This window comes from Flavobacterium rhamnosiphilum (genome assembly GCF_004349195.1).
Lineage (GTDB): Bacteria > Bacteroidota > Bacteroidia > Flavobacteriales > Flavobacteriaceae > Flavobacterium > Flavobacterium rhamnosiphilum.
In genome coordinates, this window is sequence record NZ_SMLG01000004.1 from 177840 (window position 1) to 203646 (window position 25807).

A 25807-nucleotide genomic window follows, 5' to 3' on the forward strand; every position below is an offset into this window, starting at 1 on the left:
TGCAAAAACACTTTGTAAGCCATTGTAAATATGGGATTTAATAAAGAAAACATTATAATTTTTAAACAATGAGGTTTAGAGGTTATGAGATGCTGGCTTTGCTCTGTTTTAACAATGAGGTTTAGCTTTTTTTAAACAAAGAAATAAAGATAGCAAGCGGCATTCACGACATTCAGTGATTTTTTTTTAGAATTTTTTGACAACATTAACTCTTAAATCTCTTAATCTCATTGTTGATGATAGTAAAAAAATAATCATGGTCCGTTTAGCGGACAGTCATATTGTAAATAAATGAAAAGGAAAAACTATTGTGAAGTCATTGAGTGTTGATAAAAAACACTCTTTTGGAGTCAATACTATAATCTATAAAAATTAAGGAATGTTATTCAGGTGACGTGCAAGATGCATGCCCATACTAAAGCAAGCCTGAAGAAGATAGCCGCCGGTGGGCGCGTCCCAGTCCAGCATTTCACCGATACAATAGTGATGTTTCTTATTTTTTAATTGGAAGTTTTCATCCACAGCATTCAGTTGAATACCGCCTGTTGTGGATATCGCATCGTTCAAGAGGGCAGAACCGGTGATTTCGATACTCAATTTTTTAATGTTTTGAGCCAATAATTCCGGATTCAGGTAGGTTTCTTTTGAAAGGTATTTTTTCAAAAGCCCAACCTGTGCAGCGCTCAATTTAACTTCTTTTTGTAATGTTTCACTTGTCTTTTTAAAAGTTGATTTTTTGATCTTTTGAAGCAAATCATCATATCGCAATGTAGGTTTCATATCCAGAAATACAGTCGCTTTTTGTTGGCTCTCCAATTCCTCCCGAATTTGTGGACTAAGGGCATAAATCGCATTTCCTTCTAAACCGAAACGCGTGATAACCGCTTCGCCTTTTTGCCTTTTATTCAAACAGCTTATAGCAATGTTTTTAAGCGGACTGCCTTCATGTTCCAAAATAAAATCTTCCGGCCAGTTCACTTGATACGCACAATTGGATGATTGAAACGGAACAATAGCAATATCTTGCTTTTCGAATAAATCAAGCCAAGTACCATCAGAACCGGTTACTTTCCAGCTCCCGCCGCCGAGGGCAAAAATGGTATAGTCAGATTGTATTGCTGTATCCGTATTGAAAACAATAGCATCGTTGCTCGTCCAACCCGTCCAGGTGCGTTGGTATTGAATATCGACACCTTGTTTAGTCAAAACGTCCAGGATTGCGTTGAGTACTGTTATGGGTTTAATACCACTTTCAGGGTACACGCGTTTGCTACTGCCAATATAGGTTGGAATACCGATGGTATCAATCCAATTCCGAAAATCGTCATTGTCAAAATCAAGGAGTGCTTTTTCCAGAAAATGGGGTGGTGTATAGCGCGCTATAAGTTCAGCAATCGGTTCCGAATGGGTGAGGTTAAATCCCCCTTTTCCGGCCACCAGAAATTTTCTTCCCAGTGTTTTGTTTTTCTCGTAGATGGTAACGGTAAATTTTTGACAATCGAGTAATGCAGCGAGTATAAGTGCTGCGGGTCCTCCTCCAATAATTGAAACTGATTTCTTCACACTGCAAAAATAGGCTTTGTTTTACCCATTAACGCTGATATGGGTTTTTATATTAGTTAACCCGTTAGGTGTAATTATTCAAAACGTCAGTTCGAGTGTTTTTTGTGGAGTAAAACGGAACAAAAAATGTATCGAGAACCGTTTTTAATTTAAAATTTTCTTGTTCTCGATACGATTTTCTTCCCGAGGCTTCGGGAGAAAATCACTCGAACTGACGAAAATTAAAAACTAATTACACCCAACAGGTATATTAGCTATTGTATTTGTAAAACAAAAAAGGCTGTTCAAATTCATTTTGAACAGCCTTTTATAAAAATACTACAGAAACTAATATTTTGCCGATTCTCCGGCTTTAGGCAAGGATTGTTTTATAAATTGTCTGATATCTTCGTTAGCGGATTCTAAATCTACTTTTCTTAGGTACATCATGTGACCGCTTCTATAGCCTTTCCAAGACATTCTGTCTTTTAGTCTTCCACTTGGATCCATTTGCCACATGTTGTATTTCGAGTTGAAATAATCGCAGGCGCCGTCATAATATCCGGACTGAACCATTACATGTAAATACGGATTTTGCGCCATGGCTTGACGCAGATTTTCTCCGGTTTTATCGTTTGAATCATCCCAAGGTCTCACGGAGCCAAACATATTGTATTTGAAATCGGTTTTGTAGTTTAGATTATTGCGCAAGTACATATTGATGGCAGGAGTAAAGGAATGAAGCCAAGAAGTAAGTTCTGCATTAAAATCAGGCCCGTCGCCAGCCGCTTTGCGGTCAATTCCTTTGTAGCGGGAATCTAATCTTCCTACGGTAAATCCTTGATCGCGCAACAATTCTTTCCAGAAATAATCATAGGGAACATCTAAATTATTTTGTAAAACCACTTTTTCCGAAAGTCCGGAATAGCGCGCTATTTTAGCAGCCATTTCTTTTCTTTTTTGGTCGTCTAATGCGCCGCCTTTGCTCATTGCGGGTAGCAGCTCATTGATGGTAAAGTCTTCCACTTCCGGTAACATGGCGGTCAAATCTTTATTCTGTAAATCAGAAGGCAGCATTTTGTGATACCAAGCCGTAGCGGCAAAATAAGGCAGTTTCAGTGCCGCTTCAGAAGCGACTCCGCGAGTGATTCCCAATTCAGTTGGCGATACCAGAATAACACCGTTCAGATACATCCATTCGCTGTTTTGCAATTCAAGCGCAAGTCCGGAAACGCGTGTAGTACCATAACTTTCACCAATCAGGTATTTGGGCGAAGCCCAACGATTGGTTCGGGATACAAATCCATTAATCCAGTCGGCGAGGTATTTAATGTCGGCATTTACACCAAAAAATTTAGTGGTTGGTATTTCTTTACTCGTAGCTCTTGAATACGCGGTATTGACAGGATTTACAAAAACAATATCTGCAACATCCAAAATTGAATACGGATTTTCCTTGATTCCATAAGGCTGTAACGGATAGCCTTCATCATCAATATTAATCAAACTTGGACCGGTATAGGCAATCTGCATCCAAACCGAAGCCGAACCTGGACCGCCATTAAAGGAAATAACCAAAGGACGTGCGGCACGATCTTTTACATCGGAGCGCTCGTAATACGTGTAAAATAAACCGGCAATTGCTTTTCCGTCTTCGTCCCAAACCGGCATCGTACCAGTTGTGGCTTTGTAGGGCACTTTTTGACCTTTGATAGTCGTAGTATGTTCCGTTACCACTTGCGAATCCGGATTGAAAGTGAGATTTGAAGCAGAATTTTCTTCTTTTGGAGTGGCAGGTGTTGTAGGTGTTTTTTGTGGCTGGGCATGTAAAGCCGTAAAAAATCCAACGAAGAGCAAGGATAGTACTGTTTTTTTCATAAAGTGATTGGTTTGAGGTATTTCAATACTGTTTTTTTTGAAACAATTTTGACAGCACTAATATATTGCTTTTTAATAGAGTGACAAAAAGCGGAAAGCAGAATATTAATTTTCAATCCATGAATCTCTATTTGGGCGTAACCCCAAAGCAAAAAAATCCCTTTTCCATTCCCGTATCTGCAGCTTTGGGGTCGGGCTTTTGGCTCTATCTTTATTTTTTTAAAGAAAAAAAATAAAGGATGCCACCGCAATCCCTTACGCGAGATTCTCGAGTCTATTTGTCAATTCCGACGAAGGAGGAATCTCAATAATTAGAGCGATTAATAGAAATTATTTTACCAAAGTGCTCATACTAGAGGGGATAAAATATATTCGAGTAGTTTTAATTTATGAAAAAGTCTCTTGATTTTGTTTGCATTAGATTTTATTTTCTTGAAATAACGTTTCCAATTGCTCGAGGCAAGCAGTAATGCCTTGTTCAAAGCCCATTTCAATCATGGTTTGTATCTCTTTTTCACTTGTATAAAACATCTTGAATTCAACCAAAGTGCCCGATTCTGTTTTAGCAAAAGCAATAGTTCCTGCTGAAACCGGCAGGGAAGGGTTAATAGTTCCCTCTTCATCACAAAAACTATCTTTGATTTCAAAGCTTAAATGTGGTGTTATGGCTGTATAGTCCATTCGTCCCCAATGTTTTTCATTTTCAGGACCCACCATTGCGTACAGCCAATAACCTCCAACAGAAAAGTTCATCGTTTTGGTTTCGGCTTTCCAAGGTTGTGGTGCCCACCATTGTTCCAATAATTCACTTTCAGTATACGCACGCCAAACTTTTTCAAGCGGGGCACTAAATGTTCTGGATACAAGAATTGATTTTTCTTTTAAATCTTTTACAACAAGTGTTTTGGGAGTAGTTGCCATTTTATTTTGATTTAAGATTGATAATACTTTATTTGATTGCAATTTTAAGATCTTCTATAGAAACATTTGAAGGGAAAAAGAAGTTTTTAATAATCAGCATAGATTTTTTTACTTGTAGACTTTCAATATTATTAAATTCAATTTCATAATCTTCGGTCTCATTTATTTGAAAATCATAACAAGCAATTGCTTTTTCACCATTAATATATTCTCTAAGTTTCCAATTAATCTCTGTTATGCAAATTACTTCTTGAGTATTTATTTTAGTGAGTTTTACATCTAATAAGTTTAAGTTTTCAATTGAAAAACCTCCCAAAATATAAATACGATATAAACCATAACTCGATGAAAATCGATGTTTTTTGGTCCTAAGTTTGAATATTTCCATACATTTTTTTCTTTGTTTAGTAATATCTATACTAATTCATTAAAAATCAATTTATAAAGACTATCCAATCCTTTTTTCCAAAACAATAAATTCCAAAGGCTGTTCCGCAATTGCAATATGAACACCGCTTACCGGAAATGGTTCTCTTACTCCGGTATCCACATAACCGTTGCGTTTGTACCATGCAATTAATTCTTCCCGAACGGAAATTACAGTCATTACAATTTTAGGTAATCCCAATGCCGAAGCATGAATTTCAGCCTGTTGCAATAATTTTTTTCCAACGCCACTATTTTGTAGCTCCGGCGAAACCGTCAGCATTCCTAAATACAATTGCTGCTCTTTTTCAATCAACAATACACAACCTATAATCTCATTGTTCTCCGTAAATTTCAGAATGGTATTTTTTGGGTCTTGAATCGTTTCTGTCAGTTCTTCTTCAGTGGTTCGGAGCCCTTCTAAAAGGTTGGCTTCAGTAGTCCATCCTTTTTTAGAGGATTCGCCTCGATACGCTGAATTGATTAATGTATTTAATTGTGAAATGTTCTCTAGTGTTGCTTTTGTAATCATGCGTAATAATCTTGTGTTTTTGTATTTGTGTTTTTCAAAGGTAGAAAAAAGGATAATACAATTGCATTTCCGGAACTATCCAACCAAAAAGAAATTATTGATATCCGAGCGATTGGGTTGAACGTCTCAATATCTCGCGGATACAAAGATTCAATCCCAAAAACAATAGTAATTATGCAAGTAAAATCAAGAATTATGCAACAACTCTCCAAAGTATTACTCCTAATTTTGTGTCTAACAATTTAAATATAGCACAATGAAAAAGCGAAGTATGTTACTAGCCTTAGTTTTAAGTATCGGATTATTTGCAACCTCTTGTAGTGATGACAATGAAGGGGAAACTCTAGCTCCTCTAGCCGGAAAATGGAATATTACCAAAGTAGGTTCTACTGTCTCAGGACAAGAAATTTTGATTGATCCGCCACAAAATGAAAGTGGCTGCGCTAAAGATTATCTTGAGCTCAAACTTGATAATACGGCTACAGAAGGAGATTATGATTCATCTGTTAGTGCATGTGCGTTGGAAACTAATGCAGGAATTTATTCTAGGTCCCATAATAATTTAACAACAGTTATTGATGGTGTCACTACAACTAAAGACATTGTTAATCTTACGCTTAGTGAATTAAAGGTAAAAGATGCTAATGGTGCCATTATAGTGTATACTAGAAACTAATTTTTTTTCTTAGCGCAAAAAGCCTAAATTTCCAAAGGTTGCGCATAAAAACGGAAATAACTTTTAAGAGTTGTTTCCGTTTTTTTTTGGACTGAACTCCCGTTGCAATCGACAAGCATAAAATGCGGAGAATGAAAAGTCAGGAGGCTTTTATGGAATTTACGTTTTAATATCACGATTGTCAAATTGAGCAAAGTCAAAGATACTTGTCTTTACGACAAATTTATAGGCTCGCCGACACAATTTATGAAACGAGGATTGTTAACCTATAGGAAATTAAAAAAGGGTCAAATCGCTTCTTTCTTTTGATGAAATAATTGTGTTTTTAATAAATAAAATAATCTATATTGTATTGATAATCAGTATATTTGATTATGGAATAAGAAATTTTTTTTACCTTTGAATAAAGAAAACGTACAATAATTTAATATATATAGTTATGAAAAATTTAAATATTATTTGGGTAATAGTGATGGCATGTGTACTAAACATAGCTCCTATATTCGGGCAATCCATCGCTAAAAAGAATAAAATTATTGCTGACAGCAAAACAGCAAAGGCTGAGTTCATTAAAAGTGACCCGCTGATGAAAGCGCTTTTTGAAAAAGCGTCTGGCTATGTCATCTTTCCCAATGTTGGAAAGGGAGGAATTGGCATTGGAGGAGCAGCAGGCAACGGGGTTGTCTATGAACAGAACAAGAGGATAGGCATGGCAAAGTTGACGCAAGTGAGCATAGGATTCCAGGCCGGTGGACAAGCATATCGGGAGGTGATATTTTTTGAGTCAAGAAAGGAATTGGAACGGTTTAAAGAGAGCAAATTCGAGTTTTCCGCACAAGCTTCCGCAGTAGCCGTAACGGAAGGCGCCTCAGCAAATGTAAAATATACGGATGGCGTTATGGTGTTCACCATGCAGAAGGGTGGACTGATGTACGAGGCATCAATTGGCGGACAGAAGTTTAAATTTAATAAATTGTAGCACTATTTTTACTGGTGAAAACCAAGAAATCTGGTTTTCAACTCCACTCGATTTGAAATAGTATAGCATTGTTTTCATAAAAAGACGGCTGAAATTTTTTTTCAGCCGTTTTGTTTTTAAAGAGTAAATTTTAGTTTCCACAAGAAGTAATTTTATCTAGAAATTATTTCTTTTTCGTCTCTATTAAAATGTATTTTTTGAATACATATTTCCACGGCATGAAAAGTATCGGTATGATAATCCCCGAGAAGATATATGCCATTTCTTCGGCTGGTGAACCTTTGAGCGTACCGGCTGACCATAAAGGATAAGCGACAACAATAAGCCAAAGTCCTTTGTAGAAAATCATAAAAAGCATAACGGGTAACATTCGCAACGTATGGAAAACACCTAAAAGTGCCAATGTGGAGTAAGCAGCCCAAGTGCACCAAGCAACAGCCCTTGTGGGATCCCATGCACCTTCATGGGTAAGAATAACGGTCCATGAATCTGTGGCAACAAAAACAAACATTAAGGCGAAGAACAGCCGCATAACATAAATATTGATTCTGCGAACACCCTCGTAGTGTTCGTAGTCAGGAACAAAAATGTTTTTGATACTGAACTTGGATTGCTTCTGCTGTTGTGGCGTTTGCGCTGTTGTATTCATAATTTTTCCTATTCGTTAGTCAAATCGTTATGCACCTATTTTACGGATGTCGTTCGGATTTTATTTTAAAGCCAAGGTATAAAAAAAGCTACATCCTTTTAAGTCAGTAGCTTATTTTGTTTTTTTTGTCTGTTGTTGTGCCTCAGCATTGTGGGCACGGTCAGCATTTTTTAGCTATCCAAGTGAAAGAAATTGTATATATCAGATCGATCTGGATTTTAATTCCTTCACTTTGCTGGCGCGAGCGTCCCGCTCGTGCCGATTCAATTTGAATCATAATGATTTATTTCCTCTTGTTAGTGGTCACGAGCGAGACGCTCGCGCTAGCGAGGGTAACACTCTTTTTTGCAAGTGAAATGGGAGCAATCTGAGGTTGTTTTTTTTGATATGTTTTTATTTTAAAGTCAAGATATAAAAAAAGCTACTTCTTTTTATGAATGTAGCTTTTCTGTTTTTTTATCTTGTTGGAGTATCTTATTGTTGTGGGCACGGAAAAGATTTCCGCGCTATCCAAACGAGATAAATTGTATATATCCGAGCGATCGGGTTTGTGTATTAATGTGTTTAACAAGTTAATTAATATGATCATCTGCTTTGATAATGAAAACAATAGAAGGTGTAATAATAATTTTTTTAAATTTTGAATCTCTTTCTGCTTTGCCAGATAGATTTTTTCTTGTGACATCGGACGCAGCCTGCTCGTCAACTAATTGCTTGATAAACCCAACCATGCCGTAGCTATGGCATGGCATAGTAGCAGATAGCACCGGCAGTTTTCGTGTTATAAAATTTGGAGTAAACTTTAACAATCCTCTACGGATTTTTTGTGATAGTCTCACACAGAAATGACTAACCTTACTAGGAGGTTGAGAAAAGATATTATAGTCAAGGCTTTTGCCATCGGGCCAGTCATTCCAGTAACCGGTACCCCAATCCTCAATAGCATAAAGACCTCCTGGCTTAAGATGGTTATCAAACAGATGCCAGAAAGCAATCTTGGTTAATTCACCGATATGGGATGCGTCATCGATAATAATATCATACCCATCTGGAGCAATTTCGTTTGCCACCTCAGATAAAAACTTTGTATCCGCCTGGCTGCCTTTATACATATAAATATTTTCCACAGGCTTAAATTTTTCTGGAAGATTCAAATCTATACCAACAATCTTGCTAAAAGGGAAATAATCATGCCATAGTTGGAGTGAGCCTCCTTTAAGGATTCCTAGTTCTAACAGAGTTATTTTTTTCCCAATCCAAGGCTCCAGAATAGGATCGTATCTATCTAAATAGTTACTGGGTATTTTATCTGTATCATATTCCTCGTAATTAAGATTAGGCTTCCTCTTAAAATCATCCCTCGCTTTCATAATTTTTAATTTTATTTGTTATTGTTTGAATTACAGGTAACTTGTATATACTCGCTACAAAGTAGCGAGTATACGTCCATATTTATGGGCTTTGCGTTATAATTTGTTTTTCATGTTCAACAAACTTAATGATTTTACTTACGGAAAACTAATCTAAAATTGAAAAGAAATCTGAATGATTTTAAAAAAAATCGACTAAATATCACTTCTAAATCTTAATTTTTACGTTTACTTTTTCTTCGGGCTAAATAGTACTCCTTATTGCTGTTTGGCACTATTGGTTTTTAGAAATAGTTCAAAAAAAAATCTTAAAATAATGGTTTTCTATGGTGCTTTCTTGGTTGTTTTTAGTATTTTGGCTGTAGAATCATTTATAATTACTGATTAGTATGAAATATAGAGTCGCTACTCCGTCATTAAATCTAAGAGATTTTCCGGCAACGCATGATAATTCCAAAATTTTAATACAAATACCTTTTAGACATACCGTTAAATTAATTGAGAAAACAGCATCAGATTGGTGGAAAGTAAAACTTTTAAACACTGAAAAAGAAGGGTTTGTGTTTTCAAAAGATATCGAGCTCGTGGATGAAACCAATGAGAAAATAACTGATATTGAAGTGCCTAATTTTGAACCGGGTGCGAAAGCAAGTCTGGACAGTAAGGAGGAAACGTACAAACCTATTGGCGATCCTTCAATTCCTTTTAGGGATTTAACGAGTCTGGAGTCTAAACTGACGTCAATTCGAAACATAATCAATGCGCTGGATGTTTCAAAAAGTTTCCGGTATCAGAAAGATGCATCGGATACCTATTGTAATATTTATTCTTTTGATTATTGTTTTTTTGCCAAGGTCTATATCCCCAGACTGAGATGGACTGATAGGGCAATCGAGCAACTGGAGAAAGGGAACGAAGTAGCATTGGTTTTCGATGATACGGTAAAGCCTTTTTATTCAAACTATATTTATGACTGGTTTTTGCAATCGGGGAATGAGTTTGGATGGGAAAGAATCGGTGATGTTGATGAACTTCAAAAGAAAGTAAATGCCAATGGTGGAGTAGGAATCATCTGTGCCAAAAGATTTGTCTTGAATAAATCAGGGCATATTGTTGTGGTGGTTCCAGAAACGGACACTGATAAAGCCTATAGGAAAGACGGCAAAGTAATTTATCCGTTGCAGTCCCAGGCAGGGGCTGATAATTATAATTATTTTTCAGAAATCAGAGAAGATTGGTGGAACAATAAAGATCCGGAAAAAGGGTATTCCTCCGCGATCTTTTATTACCATGATTAGATAAAGTCTTGTAAATAATTACACTTCTTGTAGGCTTGTGTCTGCAAGAAGTGTAATTGTGTAGGGGTTATTTTAAAAAGGCACTATTGCATTTGTAATGCGTGCTTATTTTTTAATTAGTAAAGAACTACAAAAGCCATTTTCATAATAAGTAGCGTGTAAACTGCTGTATATTTGATCGTAGATGAGTAAAGGATCATTCGATTCTATTGTAATAGACAATATGTTTTCTAAAAGAACGATAAGGTTCGATGGTACGCAGGTTTCTTTGCCGTGTATAATAGATTCGTAGACAAAGTTATTCCATTCCAAATCGCAAATAGGATTTTCGATTTCGTTTAACAGGGCATGATCCATAATAAAAACAAGAAAATTCAAAACCTCCTGTAAGTGTTTTTCGTTGAAATAATCAAATATTCTAAACTCAATGCCATGATTTTTGTGCTTGTGGAAATTGATGTCAAGCCCAATTTTATCAATTTTTTCATAATCTGATATTTCAGAATAACGGTTCACCCACCACAGCGGATTCTCATGCATGGGGTGTTCGTCAAAATTCATCTGGACAATTTTCCCGGTTTTCATCACATTGGTGTCATAAGTGCCCACCCCAATGTATCTTGACATGGCACATCGTTGTGATGCTTTTGTTAAATTGACGCTGCTGTCATTATGCGATAAATAATCAGAAGAACCGAATTTCACCATAAATAATGGACTCAACCATTGGAATAATCGAATGGCTCTCTGGTGTTTTTTTATAAAATCTAATTTGTCCTTAATTTCACCGTCCTTATTTAACTCAGTAGGAATGGTTAAATTGAAGTGATAGGTCATGTTATTAAAAACAGAATAATTAGTGTCGTTTGAAATAAATATGGCAAAGGGATGGTTTTCAGAACATATTTTTATGGGACCGTATTCCGTAAAGATTTTCTCTTTATGAAAGGCACTTTGCAAATTGTTTATGAAACCTTGTTTTATTGTTGCCAGTTCAGTAATGACCGAGTCAATATCTGTTTTGTAAAATTTTTGTGTAACAAATTCAATAGTGTCGCCGTCAAAAATGAATTCTTTTTGAAGCTCGTCTATAAAATAAGGATTGTTTTTTTGTAATATTTCAAAGATACTTTCCCCTGAATATTCAGGATTTGGTTCATTGTCTATGGGATCAAAAGTTTTATGCTGATTGTTGATGTCCGTTTTTGTAAACGAATGGGAGTTCATCAGTACCGGCAAATAATATTCTTTATCGGATAATATTTTTTGCAATGAATTCGTGTATATATTTTCTTTGTAATTCTTAAAATGATTGACACTATACTTTTCATGAAGCCCTTTAGTCAGCAAAAAATGTTTGTCCACCACACGATGATTTTCAAACTCTAAATAACATTCATTTTCGATTCCTACTCCCCAATACAAGTCATTTGACCTATACTGATTCCTATAATCTTTGTGCTTATCCAATAATTCAATTTCAAAACTAACATCATTCATGCTATGATCCGTCATAAACTTTTTTCTCCTTCTTTTAATAAATTATGTTGATATGGGAAGCTACTTTATCAGGTAGTTTTTTTGAAGTATTTTTTAATCTGTAGGTTTCTTGGTTAAGATTCAGACAGCTTTAAATACTTAGTTGTATTTCTTAATGGGGTTCGGGTTGTTTTTGTATTCGTACAAGACCTGAATACAGACAACTCAATTTTTTTGCAAAAGTAGGTATAATTTAAATCATATTCAAGCTATATTTTCAGATCTGGAATTTTATTTTTTTGTGACGGAATTTATCGCTTAGTTTTCCTGTAAATTACTCATAATTATATATTTAAAATTGATGTGTAAAACTGGTAGAATTGTTTTTTTGTGTTCTAAAATACAAGTTTAGGACCACTTTATAACTGGATTTATTTAGACATAAAAAAAACGACTAAAATTGGATTCTTAGTCGTTTTTTTTATTTGTTTTGAGGAACTTTTATCCCAAAAAAGTTTTCAATTCCTCATAGGTTTTAATTTTTGCACTCACTTTTTCCTTGTTCAAAACACTTTCTATTTGTGCAGGAATAGGCAGTTTTACGTTTAATGTTGGTTCAACCGTATCCAAAAATTTAATAGGATGAGCCGTTTCTAAGAAAATACCAATCGCATTCGGGTGATTTTCTAATTCTTTTTTCAAACCAAGATATCCAACTGCTCCGTGAGGTTCTGCAATGTAACCGTCTGTATTGTAGATGGTTTTCATGGCGCAAATAGTTTCTGCATCAGAGAACGTAAACGAAGAAAAATCTTTTTTGAACTGTTCCAAATCATTGTGGTACATTTCCTGAATTCGGATAAAGTTGCTAGGATTTCCAACATCCATCGCATTCGAAATCGTCGCTATAGAAGGTTTTGGATCGTAAATTCCGTTTTCTAAAAATCTTGGCACCGTATCATTCACATTCGTAGCAGCAACAAAATGTTCAACAGGTAATCCCATTTTTTTGGCAATGATTCCCGCGCAAATATTTCCAAAATTCCCACTTGGGCAAGAGAACACTAACGGCTTATTTTGTTTTTTTAATGCTTTATAGGCAAAGAAGAAATAAAACATCTGTGGCAACCAGCGCGCAATATTAATTGAATTCGCCGAAGTCAGGTTTTTATGTTTCAAACTTTCGTCCAAGAACGCTTTTTTCACCATATCCTGGCAATCATCAAAAACGCCGTCCACTTCAAGTGCTTTAATATTCTGACCTAAAGTCGTCAATTGTCGTTCCTGAATATCGCTCACTTTTCCGGACGGATACAGGATAATCACTTCAACGCCTTTTACGCCAAGAAAACCACTGGCCACAGCGCCACCAGTATCACCTGAAGTCGCAACAAGAACTGTGTTTTTACTGTCTTTGTTGTCTTTATTGAAATAACCCAAACAACGCGACATGAATCGCGCGCCTACATCTTTGAAAGCCATCGTAGGGCCATGAAATAATTCAAGGGAATAAATGCATTTTTCTACTTCGACCACAGGGAAGTCAAAACACAAGGTTTCGGCTATGATTTCTTTTAAAGTGTCTGCAGGGATTTCGTCACCCACAAATTGTTTAATCGCCTCAAAAGCGATTTCTTCATGGCTTAAATTTTCGATAGTATCAAAAAAAGCAGGGGCTAACGGGGTAATGGTTTCCGGAAAATACAATCCTTTATCAGTGGCTAATCCTTGTATTACGGCTTCTTGGAAAGAAACTTTGGGTGCGTTATGGTTTAAACTATAATATTTCATTATGTATACTAATTTTAGAATCCCCACCCCAACCCTCCCCAAAGGGAAGGGAGACGAAACTGGACTCAGAATATGTTATTGTAATTTTAAAATCATTATTTTTTTATTCCCCCTTCGGGTGTTAGGGGGCTATTATTTTTATCCCTTCATCATTCACCTTAGAAACGTGAATTTCATACGGTAAATTCATTTCTTCATAAACTGCACTCATGGCCTTGGCGATTTTATTAGCGGTTGCTTCCCCTTTGCTTAAAGCAAAAATAGAAGGACCAGAACCCGAAATTCCAGAACCTAAAGCTCCATTTTCTAAAGCCGTTTGCTTGATTAAATCAAATCCCGGAATCAAGACACTGCGCAACGGTTCTACGATTTCATCATGCAACGACCGACCGATTAACTCATAATCTTTGGTGTACAATCCAGCGACCAATCCGCCCACATTTCCCCATTGCGTGATGGCACTTTTTAAGGAAACAGTTTGTTTTAATACCGAACGCGCATCCGAAGTTTTCAACTCAATTTGAGGATGGACCACAGTTGCGTACAATTCGGAAGGACTTTCTATTTTGATAATATCCAACGGATTTGAACTTCTCACTAGCGTAAAGCCACCCAAAAGGGCAGGAGCAACGTTATCCGCATGGGTGTTACCACTGGCTAGTTTTTCGCCTTGCATGGCAAATAAAACCAATTCTTTTCTCGTAAATGGTCTTCCCAGTAATTCATTGATGCCAAAAACGGCTCCGGCTGAACTCGCGGCACTGCTTCCAATTCCGCTGCCGGCTTTGATGTGTTTGTAGATTTCGATTTCGAACCCAAATTCCGTTTCAATAGCTTCCAACATCGCCAAAGCAGATACTCCGGCCACATTTTTTTCGGTTTCCAAAGGCAAGTCGGCACCCACTATTTTAGTGATGCGAATCCCTTTTATAGCTGATTTTCGAATAATCATTTCGTCACCCGCAGTTTCTAAACACAGGCCAAGGACATCAAATCCACAGGAAAGATTAGCGATTGTAGCGGGGCAAAATATTTTTATTTCATTCATAATAGTAGTCTTAAAGTCTAAAGTCTTAAAGTGGTAAAGTCTTGGAATGAACATAAAATCAAGTGGCTAACTTTCAGACTTTACGACATTCGACTTTACGACTTATTTATATATTTCCAATTCTGATTACATCAGCAAATATTCCTGAAGCCGTAACAGCAGCTCCGGCGCCGGCGCCTTTTATCAACAAAGGTTGGTCTACATAACGATCCGTGAAAAACAATACGATATTATCTTTTCCTTCCAGATTGTAAAAAGGATGATCTTTCGGGATAAAACGCAAACCAACATTTGCTTTTCCGTTTTCGAATTGCGCTACATATTTTAGTCTGGAATCTTTGTTCAACGCTTCCTTATAAATAGTTTCAAAATGAGCGGCATGTTCTGTTAAAGAGTTGAAAAAGGCTTCATTATTTGTGGTATCCAAACATTCAGCAGGCATGAAAGACTCGTTTGTGATTTCGTCGATTTCCATTTTATAACCGCTTTCACGAATCAGAATTAATATCTTTCTGGCAACGTCAATTCCGCTCAAATCAATCTTTGGATCCGGTTCTGTAAATCCTTGTACACCAGCTTCTTTAACGACATCATGAAAAGCGTTGTTTTCATTAAAATTATTAAAAATAAAGTTCAAACTTCCCGATAAAACCGCCTGAATTTTATTCACCTTATCGCCAGATGCAATCAGATTTTTCACGGTATCGATGATGGGTAATCCAGCTCCAACATTGGTTTCAAAAAGGAAAGGGGCATTGAATTTTCTGGATAATTTCTTTAGATTTTTATAATTGTCATACTCTGATGCGCAGGCAATTTTGTTGCAAGTCACTACGGCAATATTGCGTTTTAAATACTGTTCGTAGGTTTTAGATACACTTTCATTTGCAGTAATATCAACAAAAATACTGTTGCGTAAATTGAGCTCTTTTACATTGTAAAGAAACTTTTCTTTGTCCGCTGCTTGGCCGTTTTCTAAAACTGATTGCCAATTTTTCAAGGGGATTCCGTCCTCGTCAAAATGCATTTTTCTGGAATTAGACAGCGCAATAACCCTTACATTTATTTTCAGATTGTCTTTCAGGAATTTATTTTGCTGGTAAATTTGTTCGATGAATTTCTCCCCCACATTCCCAACACCCATTACGAATAGGTTTAACTGTTTGGTGTTTTCTTCGAAAAAGTTTTCATGCAGCGAATTCAGGGCTTTTTTTACATCTCTTTCGTTGATTACTGCCGAAATGTTTCTTTCGGAAGCTCCTTGCGCAATCGCTCTAATGTTCACGTTATTTTTACCCAAAGTGCTAAACATTCGACCGCTTAAACCTTGGTGATTTTTCATCTTTTCGCCAACCAAAGCAATGATGCACAGGTTTTTTTCAACGATACAAGGATCGATTTTGTTTTGTAAAATTTCCACTTCAAAAGCGCAGTTGATTGCATCTTCAGCAACATCAGCATCTGAGTTTAGAATTCCGATACAGATTGAATGTTCCGATGAGGCTTGAGTAATAAAAATCACATTGATATTTTCATGTGACAATACTTCAAAAAGTCTTTTGGATGAACCGGCAACACCAATCATTCCTGACCCTTCAAGCGTAATCAAAGTAATATTGTCAATATGGCTAATTCCTTTTACAGGATTAGTGTGATCCATTTCTTGATTTGAAATATAAGTTCCTTCGGCTTCCGGTTCGAACGTATTTTTGATAAGAATTGGAATGTTCTTTCTCAACACCGGTTGAATGGTTGGCGGATATAAAACTTTGGCGCCAAAATGAGACAACTCCATCGCTTCCTGATAGGAAATGAATGCAATAGGTTGTGCTTGTTTTACGATTTTTGGATTGGCAGTGTACATTCCGTTGACATCAGTCCAGATTTCTAAGTCAGTTGTATTCAATGCTCCGGCGAGAATGGCGGCAGTATAATCTGAACCACCGCGACCTAAAGTAGTGTTGATTCCGTCCAGCGATGCGGCAATGAATCCGGGCATTACAACGACTTGATTCTCATTCGAAGCAAAAAAATCAGCAATTAATTGATTAGAAATTTCAAAATTAACTACCGCTTTTCCAAAATGATTGTTTGTTTTTATCAATTCACGGCTGTCTTTATAAGCACTATTTTTTAGATTTTGTTTTAATGCCTCAGCGATAATATAAGAAGACAATAATTCACCAAAACTTAAAATGGTATCCGAGGTTCTAGGAGATAATTCCCCTAAAAGAAAACAACCGTCTAACAGCGTTTCAAGATGATTGATAATTCTTTTTATATGACTTAACAGGCTGCTTTGTTCGCTTACGGGGATAAGTTCTTTTAAGGCATCTAAATGTTTTTTCTCTAAATCAGCAAGAATTTCTTTAAAGCTTTCGTCTCCAGAAGCGGCTTTTTGGGAAGCAAGTTGAAGCAAATCAGTGACTTTGCTAAAAGCAGAAACCACAACGATTAATTTTTCTTCTTTTGCTTTATTGATGACGATATCTAAAACCAGTTTTATATTTTGTGCATTGGCAACCGAAGTTCCGCCAAATTTTAATACTTTCATTTTTGTTTGTTTTATTTTAAAAATGCAAATGTTTATTGTATGTCCAAGTACTTTCTTTCTTTAGAAAGAAAATATAACAATAGGATTATATGTAAAATGTATACCCCTAAGGGGTAGTAGTTGTTGTAGTAAATGTAACAGAAGAAGCAACCCAAAGTTGAGTTGTTATCGAAGAGTGATATGTTGTTCTGTTGTTTGTCATTTGATTTCTCAAAAGTACAGTTTTTTATAAAAAGGGAAGCCTTTAATTGTGTTTTTTGCGAATATTTTAATTTTTCAATTCCAATTAGAGGATTATTGAATATTGCTTAATTTTAGAAGCTTATGTCAAAACTATTCGTATTTATATTGAAAAATCTAAAGGGTTAGTATTTCATTTTATAACTTTATGCAAATAATTGGCTTGGCTATTTTGACTTGTTTTATGAGGCATTACTGAAATTTAGTGTCGTCACTCCTTAATAATTAAAGCTTTATAGGGTATCTTTTAGTTAATTTGATTTGTAAAGGTTTATGCATAAAATATAATGTCAGGTTGTTTTTTAGTTTGAATCTTAAATTATCATCAATAAATGTTGTTTATTAATATAGATTTATTGAATTTTACCCTTTAATTATAAAATAAAAATGGACAATACACACTATATAAGTACTCAGTTACTCAGTTTTGAAACGTTAGAAGAAATTATTTCGCATCATAAATCATTGGCTTTGTCTGAAGAAGCTAAAGTTAATATCCAAAAATGCAGGGATTATTTAGACCGAAAAATGGCTTCTCATTCGGAACCAATTTATGGAATAAATACTGGTTTTGGATCGCTTTGTAATGTCAAAATAGCAAATGATAATTTATCAAAACTTCAGGAAAATTTAGTGAAATCACATTCTTGTGGTACCGGTGAAGAAGTGCCAAGTGAAATTGTTAAACTGATGTTGTTGCTTAAAATTCAATCGTTGAGCTACGGTCATTCCGGAATTCAGTTGCAGACAGTGGAGCGATTGGTTGATTTTTACAATAATGATATTCTACCGGTAATTTATACGCAAGGTTCACTTGGAGCTTCAGGAGATTTAGCTCCTTTAGCCCATTTATCTTTACCATTATTGGGTGAAGGCGATGTTTATTTTGAAGGTAAGAAAGTACATTCAAGTGAAGTTTTAAAACATTTTAATTGGAAACCAATCGTATTGCAATCCAAAGAAGGATTGGCTTTATTAAATGGAACCCAATTTATGAGTGCGTATGGTGCGCATATTTTGATGAAAGTCAGCAAATTTTCGTATTTGGCAGATTTGATAGGTGCAATTTCACTGGAAGGATTTGATGGTAGAATAGAGCCTTTTAATGAATTAATACATTTTATTAGACCTCACAAAGGACAAATTGTAACGGCAAATCGTGTAAAAGGTTTTCTGGAAGGAAGCGAAATTATCGAACAAGCAAAAGCGCATGTTCAAGATCCATATTCATTTAGATGTATACCACAAGTTCACGGTGCATCCAAAGATGCTTTTGATTATGTGAAAAAAGTTTTCAAAACAGAGATTAATTCGGTGACGGATAATCCAAATATATTTATCGAAAGTGACCAAATTATTTCTGGAGGTAATTTTCATGGACAACCACTGGCATTAGCATTGGATTTCATGGCAATCGCTTTGGCGGAATTAGGAAGTATATCGGAGCGTAGAACGTATCAATTGATTTCAGGTTTGCGAAATCTTCCTGCATTTTTGGTAGATAATCCGGGGTTGAATTCCGGCTTGATGATTCCGCAATACACAGCGGCAAGTATTGCCAGTCAAAATAAACAATTGGCAACTCCTGCCAGTATAGACAGTATTGTTTCCAGTAACGGGCAAGAGGATCACGTAAGTATGGGAGCAAATGCAGCTACGAAGGCTTTACGGGTTTTGGATAATTTAGAACGAATTTTAGCTATCGAGCTGATGAATGCTTCACAAGCTATTGAATATAGACGTCCATTACTATCCAGTGATTTTATAGAAATGTTTTTAAGTGCGTATCGTGAGGAAGTTCCTTTGATAAAAGAAGACAGAATTTTACACTACGATATTGAAAAAACGGTTTCTTTTTTAAATAGTTTTCAAATCGAAGATGATTTGTTAACATTAGCTTAACATTAGCTTTAAATAATGAAGTAATTTTGCCGAACTAAATTTTAATGAAATGAATATAAATAATTTTTTCCAATTTTTGGTTCCTAAAGATAAAAAGTTCTTTCCTCTTTTTGAAGAAGCATCAAGTAATTTAATTGAAATTGCTACAAATTTGCACGAAGCAGTAAATCTTCCTTTGAAGGAACGTGAAGCTCTTTTTCAAAAAATTGATGCTTTAGAGCAAAAAGGTGAAGACATAACGCGTCAAACTAATCTTGAGTTGAGCAGAAATTTTATTACTCCATTCGATAGAGAAGACATACACTCATTAATAACTTCTATTGATAATGTTGCTGATAATCTTCATGGTGCTGCCAGTAGAATGAAGTTGTATCAAGTGGATAAGATTACAAAATCCATTAGAAAATTGACGGAAATTAATCTTGAAGCGTGTCAAAATATTGATGTTGCAGTAAGAGAATTGAGAAGTTTCAAGAAAATCAAGAATATTACGGACGCTTGTGTAAGAATTAATAAGTTAGAAAATAAATCAGACAATGTTTATGATAAAGCAGTTCTTGATTTATTTGAAAACGAAACGGATGCTAAAAACATTATTAAGTACAAAGAAGTGTTGTCAGTTTTAGAAACTGCAGCGGATAAATGTAAAAGTGTAGCTAGTGTTTTAGAATCAATTTCTGTAAAACATTCTTAATTCAATCGGTTTTATTCTGAAATTATAATTATGGAATTTACTCTACTTATAGTTATTATAGTCTTGGCTTTAATTTTTGATTACATCAATGGTTTTCATGATGCTGCCAATGCTATAGCAACCGTTGTTGCCACAAAAGTACTAAGCCCTTTTCAGGCGGTAGTTTGGGCGGCTTTTTTTAACTTTTTGGCGTATTGGGTTTTTGGTTTTGGTGTAGCAGATACTGTTGCGAAAACGGCCAATACCATGGATATCAACTTAGTCGTAATCCTGGCTGGTGTAATAGCGGCTATCATTTGGAATTTATTTACTTGGTGGCAAGGAATTCCTTCCAGTTCATCACATACCTTAATTGGTGGTTTTGCCGGAGCAGCGATAGCACATGCAGGTTTTGGTGTTGTTTCTTGGTACAAAGCAGGAAAAGATGGCGGTATGCCTTCAGGAGTTTTAATCATTGTTGCTTTTATTATACTGGCACCATTGTTAGGAGCTTTAATCTCTTACTTGATATCGATTTGGCTTCTTAATGCCTCTAAAAAGAGCATTTATCCAAAGATTTTTACAACTTCTTTAATGGTCTTGACAATCTGGTTTGTAGAAAGCCAAATGGTTTATTACGATCAAATTGAAAAACCTCGTTTCGATTCTCATTTTTGGAGTGTCGCTTTTGAAGCACATAATATCAAATGGTTTTTGGTAGCTTTTATAGTCTTGACAATAAGTACATTCTGTTTAATATTTAGTAGTTTAAATTTACATCAGGCTACTGCATGGTTGAAAAAAATGCAATTACTATCTTCCGCAGCCTTTAGTTTAGGACATGGTGGAAATGACTCCCAAAAAGTAATGGGTATTATTGCTGCTGCTGTTGCTGTTTATATTCACACTAGTGGAGTAGCACAAGAAACGTTACCAGCTTGGTTGGATGTTGTGTTGCCAAATGACGAAGGTGCCTTTAAAATGCCCGCTTGGATTCCTTTAGCTTGTTATTCTGCGATTGCGGCAGGAACCTTAAGCGGAGGATGGAAAATCGTCAAAACAATGGGGTCAAAAATTACAAAAGTGACTTCTTTTGAAGGTGTTGCCGCAGAAACTGCCGGAGCATTGACATTATATTTTACAGAACATTTTAAAGTGCCTGTAAGTACAACGCATACTATCACTGGATCTATCATTGGAGTAGGACTTACTAAAAGAGTTTCAGCCGTACGATGGGGAATGACCGTTAGCTTATTATGGGCTTGGGTTTTAACCATCCCAATTTCGGCAATTCTGGCTGCAGTAATTTACTATATCTTTAGTATTTTTATTTAATGCTAAATAACAATCATAAAAAACCATTCTCACTGAGAATGGTTTTTTTTATGCTCTAAAAATTAATTTTTTTAAAACAAAAGATCTTGTATTTCTTTAGTTCTGTCAAACACACTTTTAGCAAAAGGACATAATGGTAAAATTTTGAGATTATTTTCCCGTGCATAGTGTACCGCTTCCATTACCAATTTTTTGCCCACGCTTTGCCCTGCAAAATCAGGATTTACTTCGGTATGGTCAATAATAAATTTATCAGTTCCTGCCCAGGTATAAGTCATTCTTCCAGCTTCGATGTCGTTATCAACGGCTCTAAAGTAGCCGTTTTTAGTTTCGTTTATTTGTTCAATTATCATGTGTTTCTAATTTAATGCTGTTGTTATTTCGATTGGGTTTGTTAAAATTTTATGTATCGGACATTTATCAGCAATGTTTAATAATCGGGCTTTTTGATCATGGTCTAAATCTCCGAATAATTGAATGTTACTAATTATTTTGAATTTGTTTTCCACTGAATCAGTATCAAAAGTGACTTCAACTTTTACATCGGTTAAATTCCAACCTTTTCGGTTCGCATACATGCGTAAGGTGATGCTAGTGCAAGCTGCCAAAGAGGCTGCCAGTAATTCCTTTGGCGCAAAGCCTAAATCCTTTCCTCCATTACTTTCGGGTTCATCAGAAATAATAAAATTTGTTTCTGATTGTACTTCTGTTTTATAAAGTTCGGTACCAATATGTGCTGTTATTTTACCCATTATTTGTATTTTTTATTTTGCTCTGGAAGTGGAACAAATTCGGTTTCACCGGGAACCTTATCAAATGTTTGTGCCAGCCATTTTTCTTTTGCTTTTTCTATCAGTTCTTTGGTTGACGCCACAAAATTCCAATAGATAATTCGTTCTTCGGGAAAAGGTTCTCCTCCAAAAATATAAATGGTGGTGTTTTCTGCTATATCAAAGGTGCAGAGTTTACTGTCTTTGGCAATCAGAATTTGCTTTGGATCAAAAACATTTCCTTCACTTTCAATACTGCCTTCTAAAATGTATAAAGCGCTTTCGCCAAATAAATGCTCGCCTATAGTGACCGTTTGACGCGTAGTACTTTTTAGTTCTAAAAGATACAGCGGACTGTAAACTGGAACAGGTGATTTTTTACCAAGTACTTCACCGGCTATAAGTTTAAAAGCAATGTTATCCGTTTTCCATTCTGGAATTTGATTTTCAGGAACATGGAAAAAAGAAGGTTCCATTTCCTCTAATTCCTTCGGCAGTGCTACCCAAATTTGAAGTCCGTGCAGCATTTTATCAGAACTGCGCAAGTACTCCGGTGTTCGTTCAGAATGTACGATGCCTTTTCCTGCAGTCATCCAATTGATTTGCCCGGGTTTTATTTCCATTTCAGTTCCCAAACTGTCTTTGTGCATAATGCTTCCTTCAAACAAATACGTCAAAGTAGAAAGTCCAATGTGCGGATGTGGCGGAACATCTAAATTTTCGTAATCACTCATACAGGTAGGTCCCATATGATCGATGAATGCAAACGGCCCAACCATTCTTTTTTCCCGAAAGGGAAGCAATCGCCCAACCATAAAGTTACCAATATTGCTCGGGCGTTCTTCTATTATCAGTTTGATATTTGACATCTTTTTAGTTTTTAAACAATAAATTTAACGAAATTATTCTTCTAAATAACCGAATTTTCCCATATTCACATCATCGAATGCTTGCATGATTTCGGCTTGGGTATTCATTACAAATGGACCGTGTGCTGCAATTGGCTCATTGATAGGTTCTCCGCTTAAAATCAAAACGATTGCATTTTCAGTAGCTTCAATGGTAAATTCTTCGCCTTCATTTTCGAACAATGCAAAATGGTCAGCAGGAACATTTTCGGTAGTATTAACTTTTATGCTTCCTTCGATTACCAGTAAACCGGTGTTGTAATTTGCCGGGAAATGGAAAGATGCTTTTGCTCCTTTATTCAATTTGGCATTCTGTAAATGAACAGGGGTAAAAGTAGAAGCAGAACCTTTCAAATTTTCGTATTCTCCAGCTATAACTTCAATCACGCCACCATTTTCAGGAAGCTCAAATTTATTGATTTGGTCGTTTGTAATCCCTTGGTATTTTGGTGTTGACATTTTGTCTTTTGCCGGAAGATTGACCCAAAGCTGTACCATTTGAAAATCACCGCCATTTTTGCTGAACTCTTCTTCGTGGTATTCTTTGTGTAAAATTCCCGAAGCTGCAGTCATCCATTGCACATCTCCTTCACCAATGATACCACTGTTTCCCGAACTGTCGTGATGCGCTACTTTTCCCTTATAGGCAATCGTAACGGTTTCAAAACCTCTATGTGGATGGACACTTACGCCTCTCGGTTGGTCCGTTGGCGGAAAATAAAATTTAGAATTATAATCCATCATAATAAATGGACTCATTCTTTTCATGTCTAAATGATACCCACTCGGAATAAAATTGTGTACTCTAAATCCGTCACCAACCATGTGTGGTGGAGGTGGAGCTAATACTAGTTCAATATTCTTAGTTTTCATTGCTATGTCTTATTTAAATTATAGTACAAATTTACTATAGATTAAATCCAGATGCATTGATGTAGGATAAGAAATGAATTAATAGGGTTTAAAATTCCTTTTGGCTAATTCCTTGCGAACCCTGCTTAACGTTTCGGGCGTAATGCCTAAATAGGAAGCAATCATCCATTGTGGAATACGCAAAGTAAGACTCGGATATATGGTTATGAAATCCAAATACCGTTGTTCTGCTGTTGCTCCCAGTAAAAGATTGACTCGTTTTTGAAGTTGGCGAATGTGATTGTGTAACGCAGTATTGTCCTGTTCTCGAAAGGAAATGCTGATTTCTGCAACGGCATTTATGAAGTTTTTATCGATAAAAACAATTTCCGTTTCTTCAATGGCATCGATAAACAATTCAGAAGGTTCATTGAAATAAGAACTGCTTCTATCTGAAATGATCCAATTTTCAGGCGCAAATTGAATGATGTGTTCCTTGCCATTTTCGTCTATGGTATAGGAACGTAGTAATCCTTTGGATACAAAAAAAGAATGATGACAAACATCGCCCTGATGGAGTAGGATGGAACCTTTTTCCACTTTTTTGAATTGCAGGTTAGCAGAAATCGAATGGAATTGCTCGTCCGTTAGATTGGTTTTGGATTGGAAATAGGTTTTGAATGAATCGAGCATAATTATTTGAGGGGTATAGTGATGCTTCTGTTTTTAATGTCCTTGAGCTTTTTAAGGGATTTTTCGTCTAGTTTGCTAGTGTTGTACGATTACTTTTTTATTTTATGCAATTATTCCCCCCATAAATTATAAACGCTCATTTCTGTTCCATTTTCGTTTATCAATATAAAACCATTTTCTTCAATAGAATTATCTGTTCCAGATTCTATCATTATAAAATTAGTTTTGAATTTATAAACAGTAATGTTTGAATTTATCCATCTTGGGAATTTCTCAACAATAAAATCATTTGCATTTTCTGGTTTAAAGCCTAAACTTGTTAAAGGAAAAATTGGCTTATTTCCACTTTTCCATTTTTTGACATTTTCAGAATCAAATTCTTCTCTACCTATTAAAATCCAACCATTTTCTTTTGCAAACTCAATTACTTTTTCTGGGTTGAAAGTGTTTTTCGTTTTTGCTTTCCAATAAGTTGCTCGATGTCCACCATATGGACCATGATCGCTTATATTTTCTACAATTAAATTACTTTTATAATTTGTCCAAAACTTTGTTGGAATTATTTTGCTACAAGAATTTATTAAAAATATTAAACACAAAATAAGTAAAATATTTTGTCCTTTTTTTTTAAATTTCTTTCGAGGTAATTTGATTCGTTCAGTTTCCAAAGTATCGTACAACTTGTTTATATTCTCCAAAATATCTTTTGAGTTAGTTTATTCCACCCAAATTTTTATGAATGCGTCTGCGTTTGTAATGGGTTTGGCGAAGATTATTTTCACCGGATATAATACTAATATTTCCGTCTATTTCTAGCATTGCCAATTTTACATCTTTAAAATATTCAATTCCATGTTCGCGCATGGCCTCTTTTAATTCATCAGAAGAAATATTTAATTTGCTTAATGCTTTAAAATCCAGATTTCCGTTATGGATTAGAATTTCTGGCTTTTCCTGCATAAAATCTCCAAATTTCTTGTATTTGTACATCAATTTCTTTAAAATAAAATTGATGGTAAACAATATAGTTGCCGCAGCTAATCCTCCCCAAAGAGTGGTATCATCTCCGACCATAGCATTCTGAACGGCGTTACTTATCAACAAAATCAATATCACATCGGCAGTATTGAGCTGTGATAGTTCTTTCTTGCCAAAAATACGTAAGGCGATAACCATGAAGAAATAAACGGCAGCGCTTCGAAGAATTATATCAAGATATTGATTCATATATTTTGTTATAAGTTATAGGTTATATGTTGTAGGTTTTGATAAAACTCTTAACCCATAACTT

Annotated in this window: 24 protein-coding genes; 6 read left to right on the forward strand and 18 right to left on the reverse strand. The window is 35.6% G+C overall.

Annotated elements, in window-relative coordinates:
• Positions 1-372: 372 nt before the first annotated feature.
• From E0I26_RS07290 to E0I26_RS07310, 5 genes are all read right to left on the reverse strand, one after another.
• Positions 373-1563, reverse strand: coding sequence for a BaiN/RdsA family NAD(P)/FAD-dependent oxidoreductase (locus tag E0I26_RS07290; protein WP_131915830.1), 1191 nt, complete (start codon positions 1561-1563; stop codon positions 373-375).
• Positions 1564-1890: 327 nt separating this feature from the next.
• The gene (locus tag E0I26_RS07295) at positions 1891-3420 is read right to left on the reverse strand and encodes a S10 family peptidase (RefSeq protein WP_131915831.1); all 1530 of its coding nucleotides are present in this window, start codon (positions 3418-3420) and stop codon (positions 1891-1893) included.
• A 417-nt stretch (positions 3421-3837) separates the two neighbouring features.
• Positions 3838-4341, reverse strand: a complete 504-nt coding sequence (locus E0I26_RS07300) for an SRPBCC family protein (RefSeq protein ID WP_131915832.1) — start codon at positions 4339-4341, stop codon at positions 3838-3840.
• Positions 4342-4369: 28 nt separating this feature from the next.
• Positions 4370-4729, reverse strand: coding sequence for a hypothetical protein (locus tag E0I26_RS07305; protein WP_131915833.1), 360 nt, complete (start codon positions 4727-4729; stop codon positions 4370-4372).
• 60 nt (positions 4730-4789) lie between these two features.
• Positions 4790-5299, reverse strand: a complete 510-nt coding sequence (locus tag E0I26_RS07310; RefSeq protein WP_131915834.1) for a GNAT family N-acetyltransferase — start codon at positions 5297-5299, stop codon at positions 4790-4792.
• Positions 5300-5570: 271 nt separating this feature from the next.
• Between E0I26_RS07310 and E0I26_RS07315 the strand changes: the two genes are divergently transcribed.
• Together E0I26_RS07315 and E0I26_RS07320 are read left to right on the forward strand one after the other, a co-directional pair.
• Positions 5571-5975: a lipocalin family protein gene (locus E0I26_RS07315; RefSeq protein WP_235831733.1), complete on the forward strand. Its 405-nt coding sequence runs from the start codon at positions 5571-5573 to the stop codon at positions 5973-5975.
• Between the two features lie 439 nt (positions 5976-6414).
• Positions 6415-6954 carry a lipid-binding SYLF domain-containing protein gene (locus tag E0I26_RS07320; RefSeq protein WP_131915836.1) on the forward strand — a complete coding sequence of 180 codons (540 nt, stop codon included), beginning with the start codon at positions 6415-6417 and terminating at the stop codon, positions 6952-6954.
• 163 nt (positions 6955-7117) lie between these two features.
• Here E0I26_RS07320 and E0I26_RS07325 read toward each other — a convergent pair whose 3' ends face one another.
• The gene (locus E0I26_RS07325) at positions 7118-7603 is read right to left on the reverse strand and encodes a hypothetical protein (RefSeq protein ID WP_131915837.1); all 486 of its coding nucleotides are present in this window, start codon (positions 7601-7603) and stop codon (positions 7118-7120) included.
• 572 nt (positions 7604-8175) lie between these two features.
• On the reverse strand, positions 8176-8973 hold the full coding sequence (locus E0I26_RS07330; RefSeq protein WP_131915838.1) for a hypothetical protein: 798 nt from the start codon (positions 8971-8973) through the stop codon (positions 8176-8178).
• 389 nt (positions 8974-9362) lie between these two features.
• Here E0I26_RS07330 and E0I26_RS07335 point away from each other — a divergent pair, with 389 nt between their 5' ends.
• Positions 9363-10271 (forward strand): SH3 domain-containing protein, encoded by a 909-nt coding sequence (locus tag E0I26_RS07335; protein ID WP_131915839.1) that lies wholly within the window; start codon positions 9363-9365, stop codon positions 10269-10271.
• A gap of 105 nt (positions 10272-10376) precedes the next feature.
• Here E0I26_RS07335 and E0I26_RS07340 read toward each other — a convergent pair whose 3' ends face one another.
• From E0I26_RS07340 to thrA, 4 genes are all read right to left on the reverse strand, one after another.
• Entirely contained in the window at positions 10377-11786 is a 1410-nt protein-coding gene (locus E0I26_RS07340; RefSeq protein ID WP_131915840.1) for a hypothetical protein, read from the reverse strand.
• Between the two features lie 465 nt (positions 11787-12251).
• The gene (gene thrC, locus E0I26_RS07345) at positions 12252-13541 is read right to left on the reverse strand and encodes a threonine synthase (protein ID WP_131915841.1); all 1290 of its coding nucleotides are present in this window, start codon (positions 13539-13541) and stop codon (positions 12252-12254) included.
• A gap of 121 nt (positions 13542-13662) precedes the next feature.
• Complete coding sequence (locus tag E0I26_RS07350; protein WP_131915842.1) at positions 13663-14589, reverse strand: homoserine kinase; 927 nt, start codon at positions 14587-14589, stop codon at positions 13663-13665.
• Between the two features lie 106 nt (positions 14590-14695).
• Positions 14696-17143, reverse strand: a complete 2448-nt coding sequence (thrA, locus tag E0I26_RS07355) for a bifunctional aspartate kinase/homoserine dehydrogenase I (protein ID WP_131915843.1) — start codon at positions 17141-17143, stop codon at positions 14696-14698.
• A 627-nt stretch (positions 17144-17770) separates the two neighbouring features.
• Between thrA and hutH the strand changes: the two genes are divergently transcribed.
• From hutH to E0I26_RS07370, 3 genes are read left to right on the forward strand one after another with little or no spacing between them, the layout of a single operon-like run.
• Complete coding sequence (gene hutH, locus E0I26_RS07360) at positions 17771-19285, forward strand: histidine ammonia-lyase (protein ID WP_131915844.1); 1515 nt, start codon at positions 17771-17773, stop codon at positions 19283-19285.
• A 49-nt stretch (positions 19286-19334) separates the two neighbouring features.
• On the forward strand, positions 19335-19979 hold the full coding sequence (locus tag E0I26_RS07365; protein WP_131915845.1) for a DUF47 domain-containing protein: 645 nt from the start codon (positions 19335-19337) through the stop codon (positions 19977-19979).
• 30 nt (positions 19980-20009) lie between these two features.
• Positions 20010-21293, forward strand: a complete 1284-nt coding sequence (locus tag E0I26_RS07370; protein ID WP_131915846.1) for an inorganic phosphate transporter — start codon at positions 20010-20012, stop codon at positions 21291-21293.
• Between the two features lie 71 nt (positions 21294-21364).
• Here the strand turns inward: E0I26_RS07370 and E0I26_RS07375 are convergent, their stop codons facing one another.
• The 7 genes from E0I26_RS07375 to E0I26_RS07405 form a co-directional block, all read right to left on the reverse strand.
• Positions 21365-21646, reverse strand: a complete 282-nt coding sequence (locus E0I26_RS07375; protein ID WP_131915847.1) for a GNAT family N-acetyltransferase — start codon at positions 21644-21646, stop codon at positions 21365-21367.
• A 6-nt stretch (positions 21647-21652) separates the two neighbouring features.
• The gene (locus E0I26_RS07380; protein ID WP_131915848.1) at positions 21653-22045 is read right to left on the reverse strand and encodes an OsmC family protein; all 393 of its coding nucleotides are present in this window, start codon (positions 22043-22045) and stop codon (positions 21653-21655) included.
• Positions 22045-22932 carry a pirin family protein gene (locus E0I26_RS07385; RefSeq protein WP_131915849.1) on the reverse strand — a complete coding sequence of 296 codons (888 nt, stop codon included), beginning with the start codon at positions 22930-22932 and terminating at the stop codon, positions 22045-22047. Before E0I26_RS07385 ends, E0I26_RS07380 begins: the two co-directional genes overlap by 1 nt.
• Positions 22933-22965: 33 nt before the next feature.
• Positions 22966-23844: a pirin family protein gene (locus E0I26_RS07390; RefSeq protein ID WP_131915850.1), complete on the reverse strand. Its 879-nt coding sequence runs from the start codon at positions 23842-23844 to the stop codon at positions 22966-22968.
• Between the two features lie 78 nt (positions 23845-23922).
• On the reverse strand, positions 23923-24516 hold the full coding sequence (locus E0I26_RS07395) for a Crp/Fnr family transcriptional regulator (protein ID WP_131915851.1): 594 nt from the start codon (positions 24514-24516) through the stop codon (positions 23923-23925).
• A 110-nt stretch (positions 24517-24626) separates the two neighbouring features.
• Positions 24627-25214, reverse strand: a complete 588-nt coding sequence (locus tag E0I26_RS07400) for a hypothetical protein (RefSeq protein ID WP_165929418.1) — start codon at positions 25212-25214, stop codon at positions 24627-24629.
• A 13-nt stretch (positions 25215-25227) separates the two neighbouring features.
• Positions 25228-25743 (reverse strand): DUF421 domain-containing protein, encoded by a 516-nt coding sequence (locus E0I26_RS07405; protein WP_131915853.1) that lies wholly within the window; start codon positions 25741-25743, stop codon positions 25228-25230.
• Positions 25744-25807 lie beyond the last annotated feature (64 nt).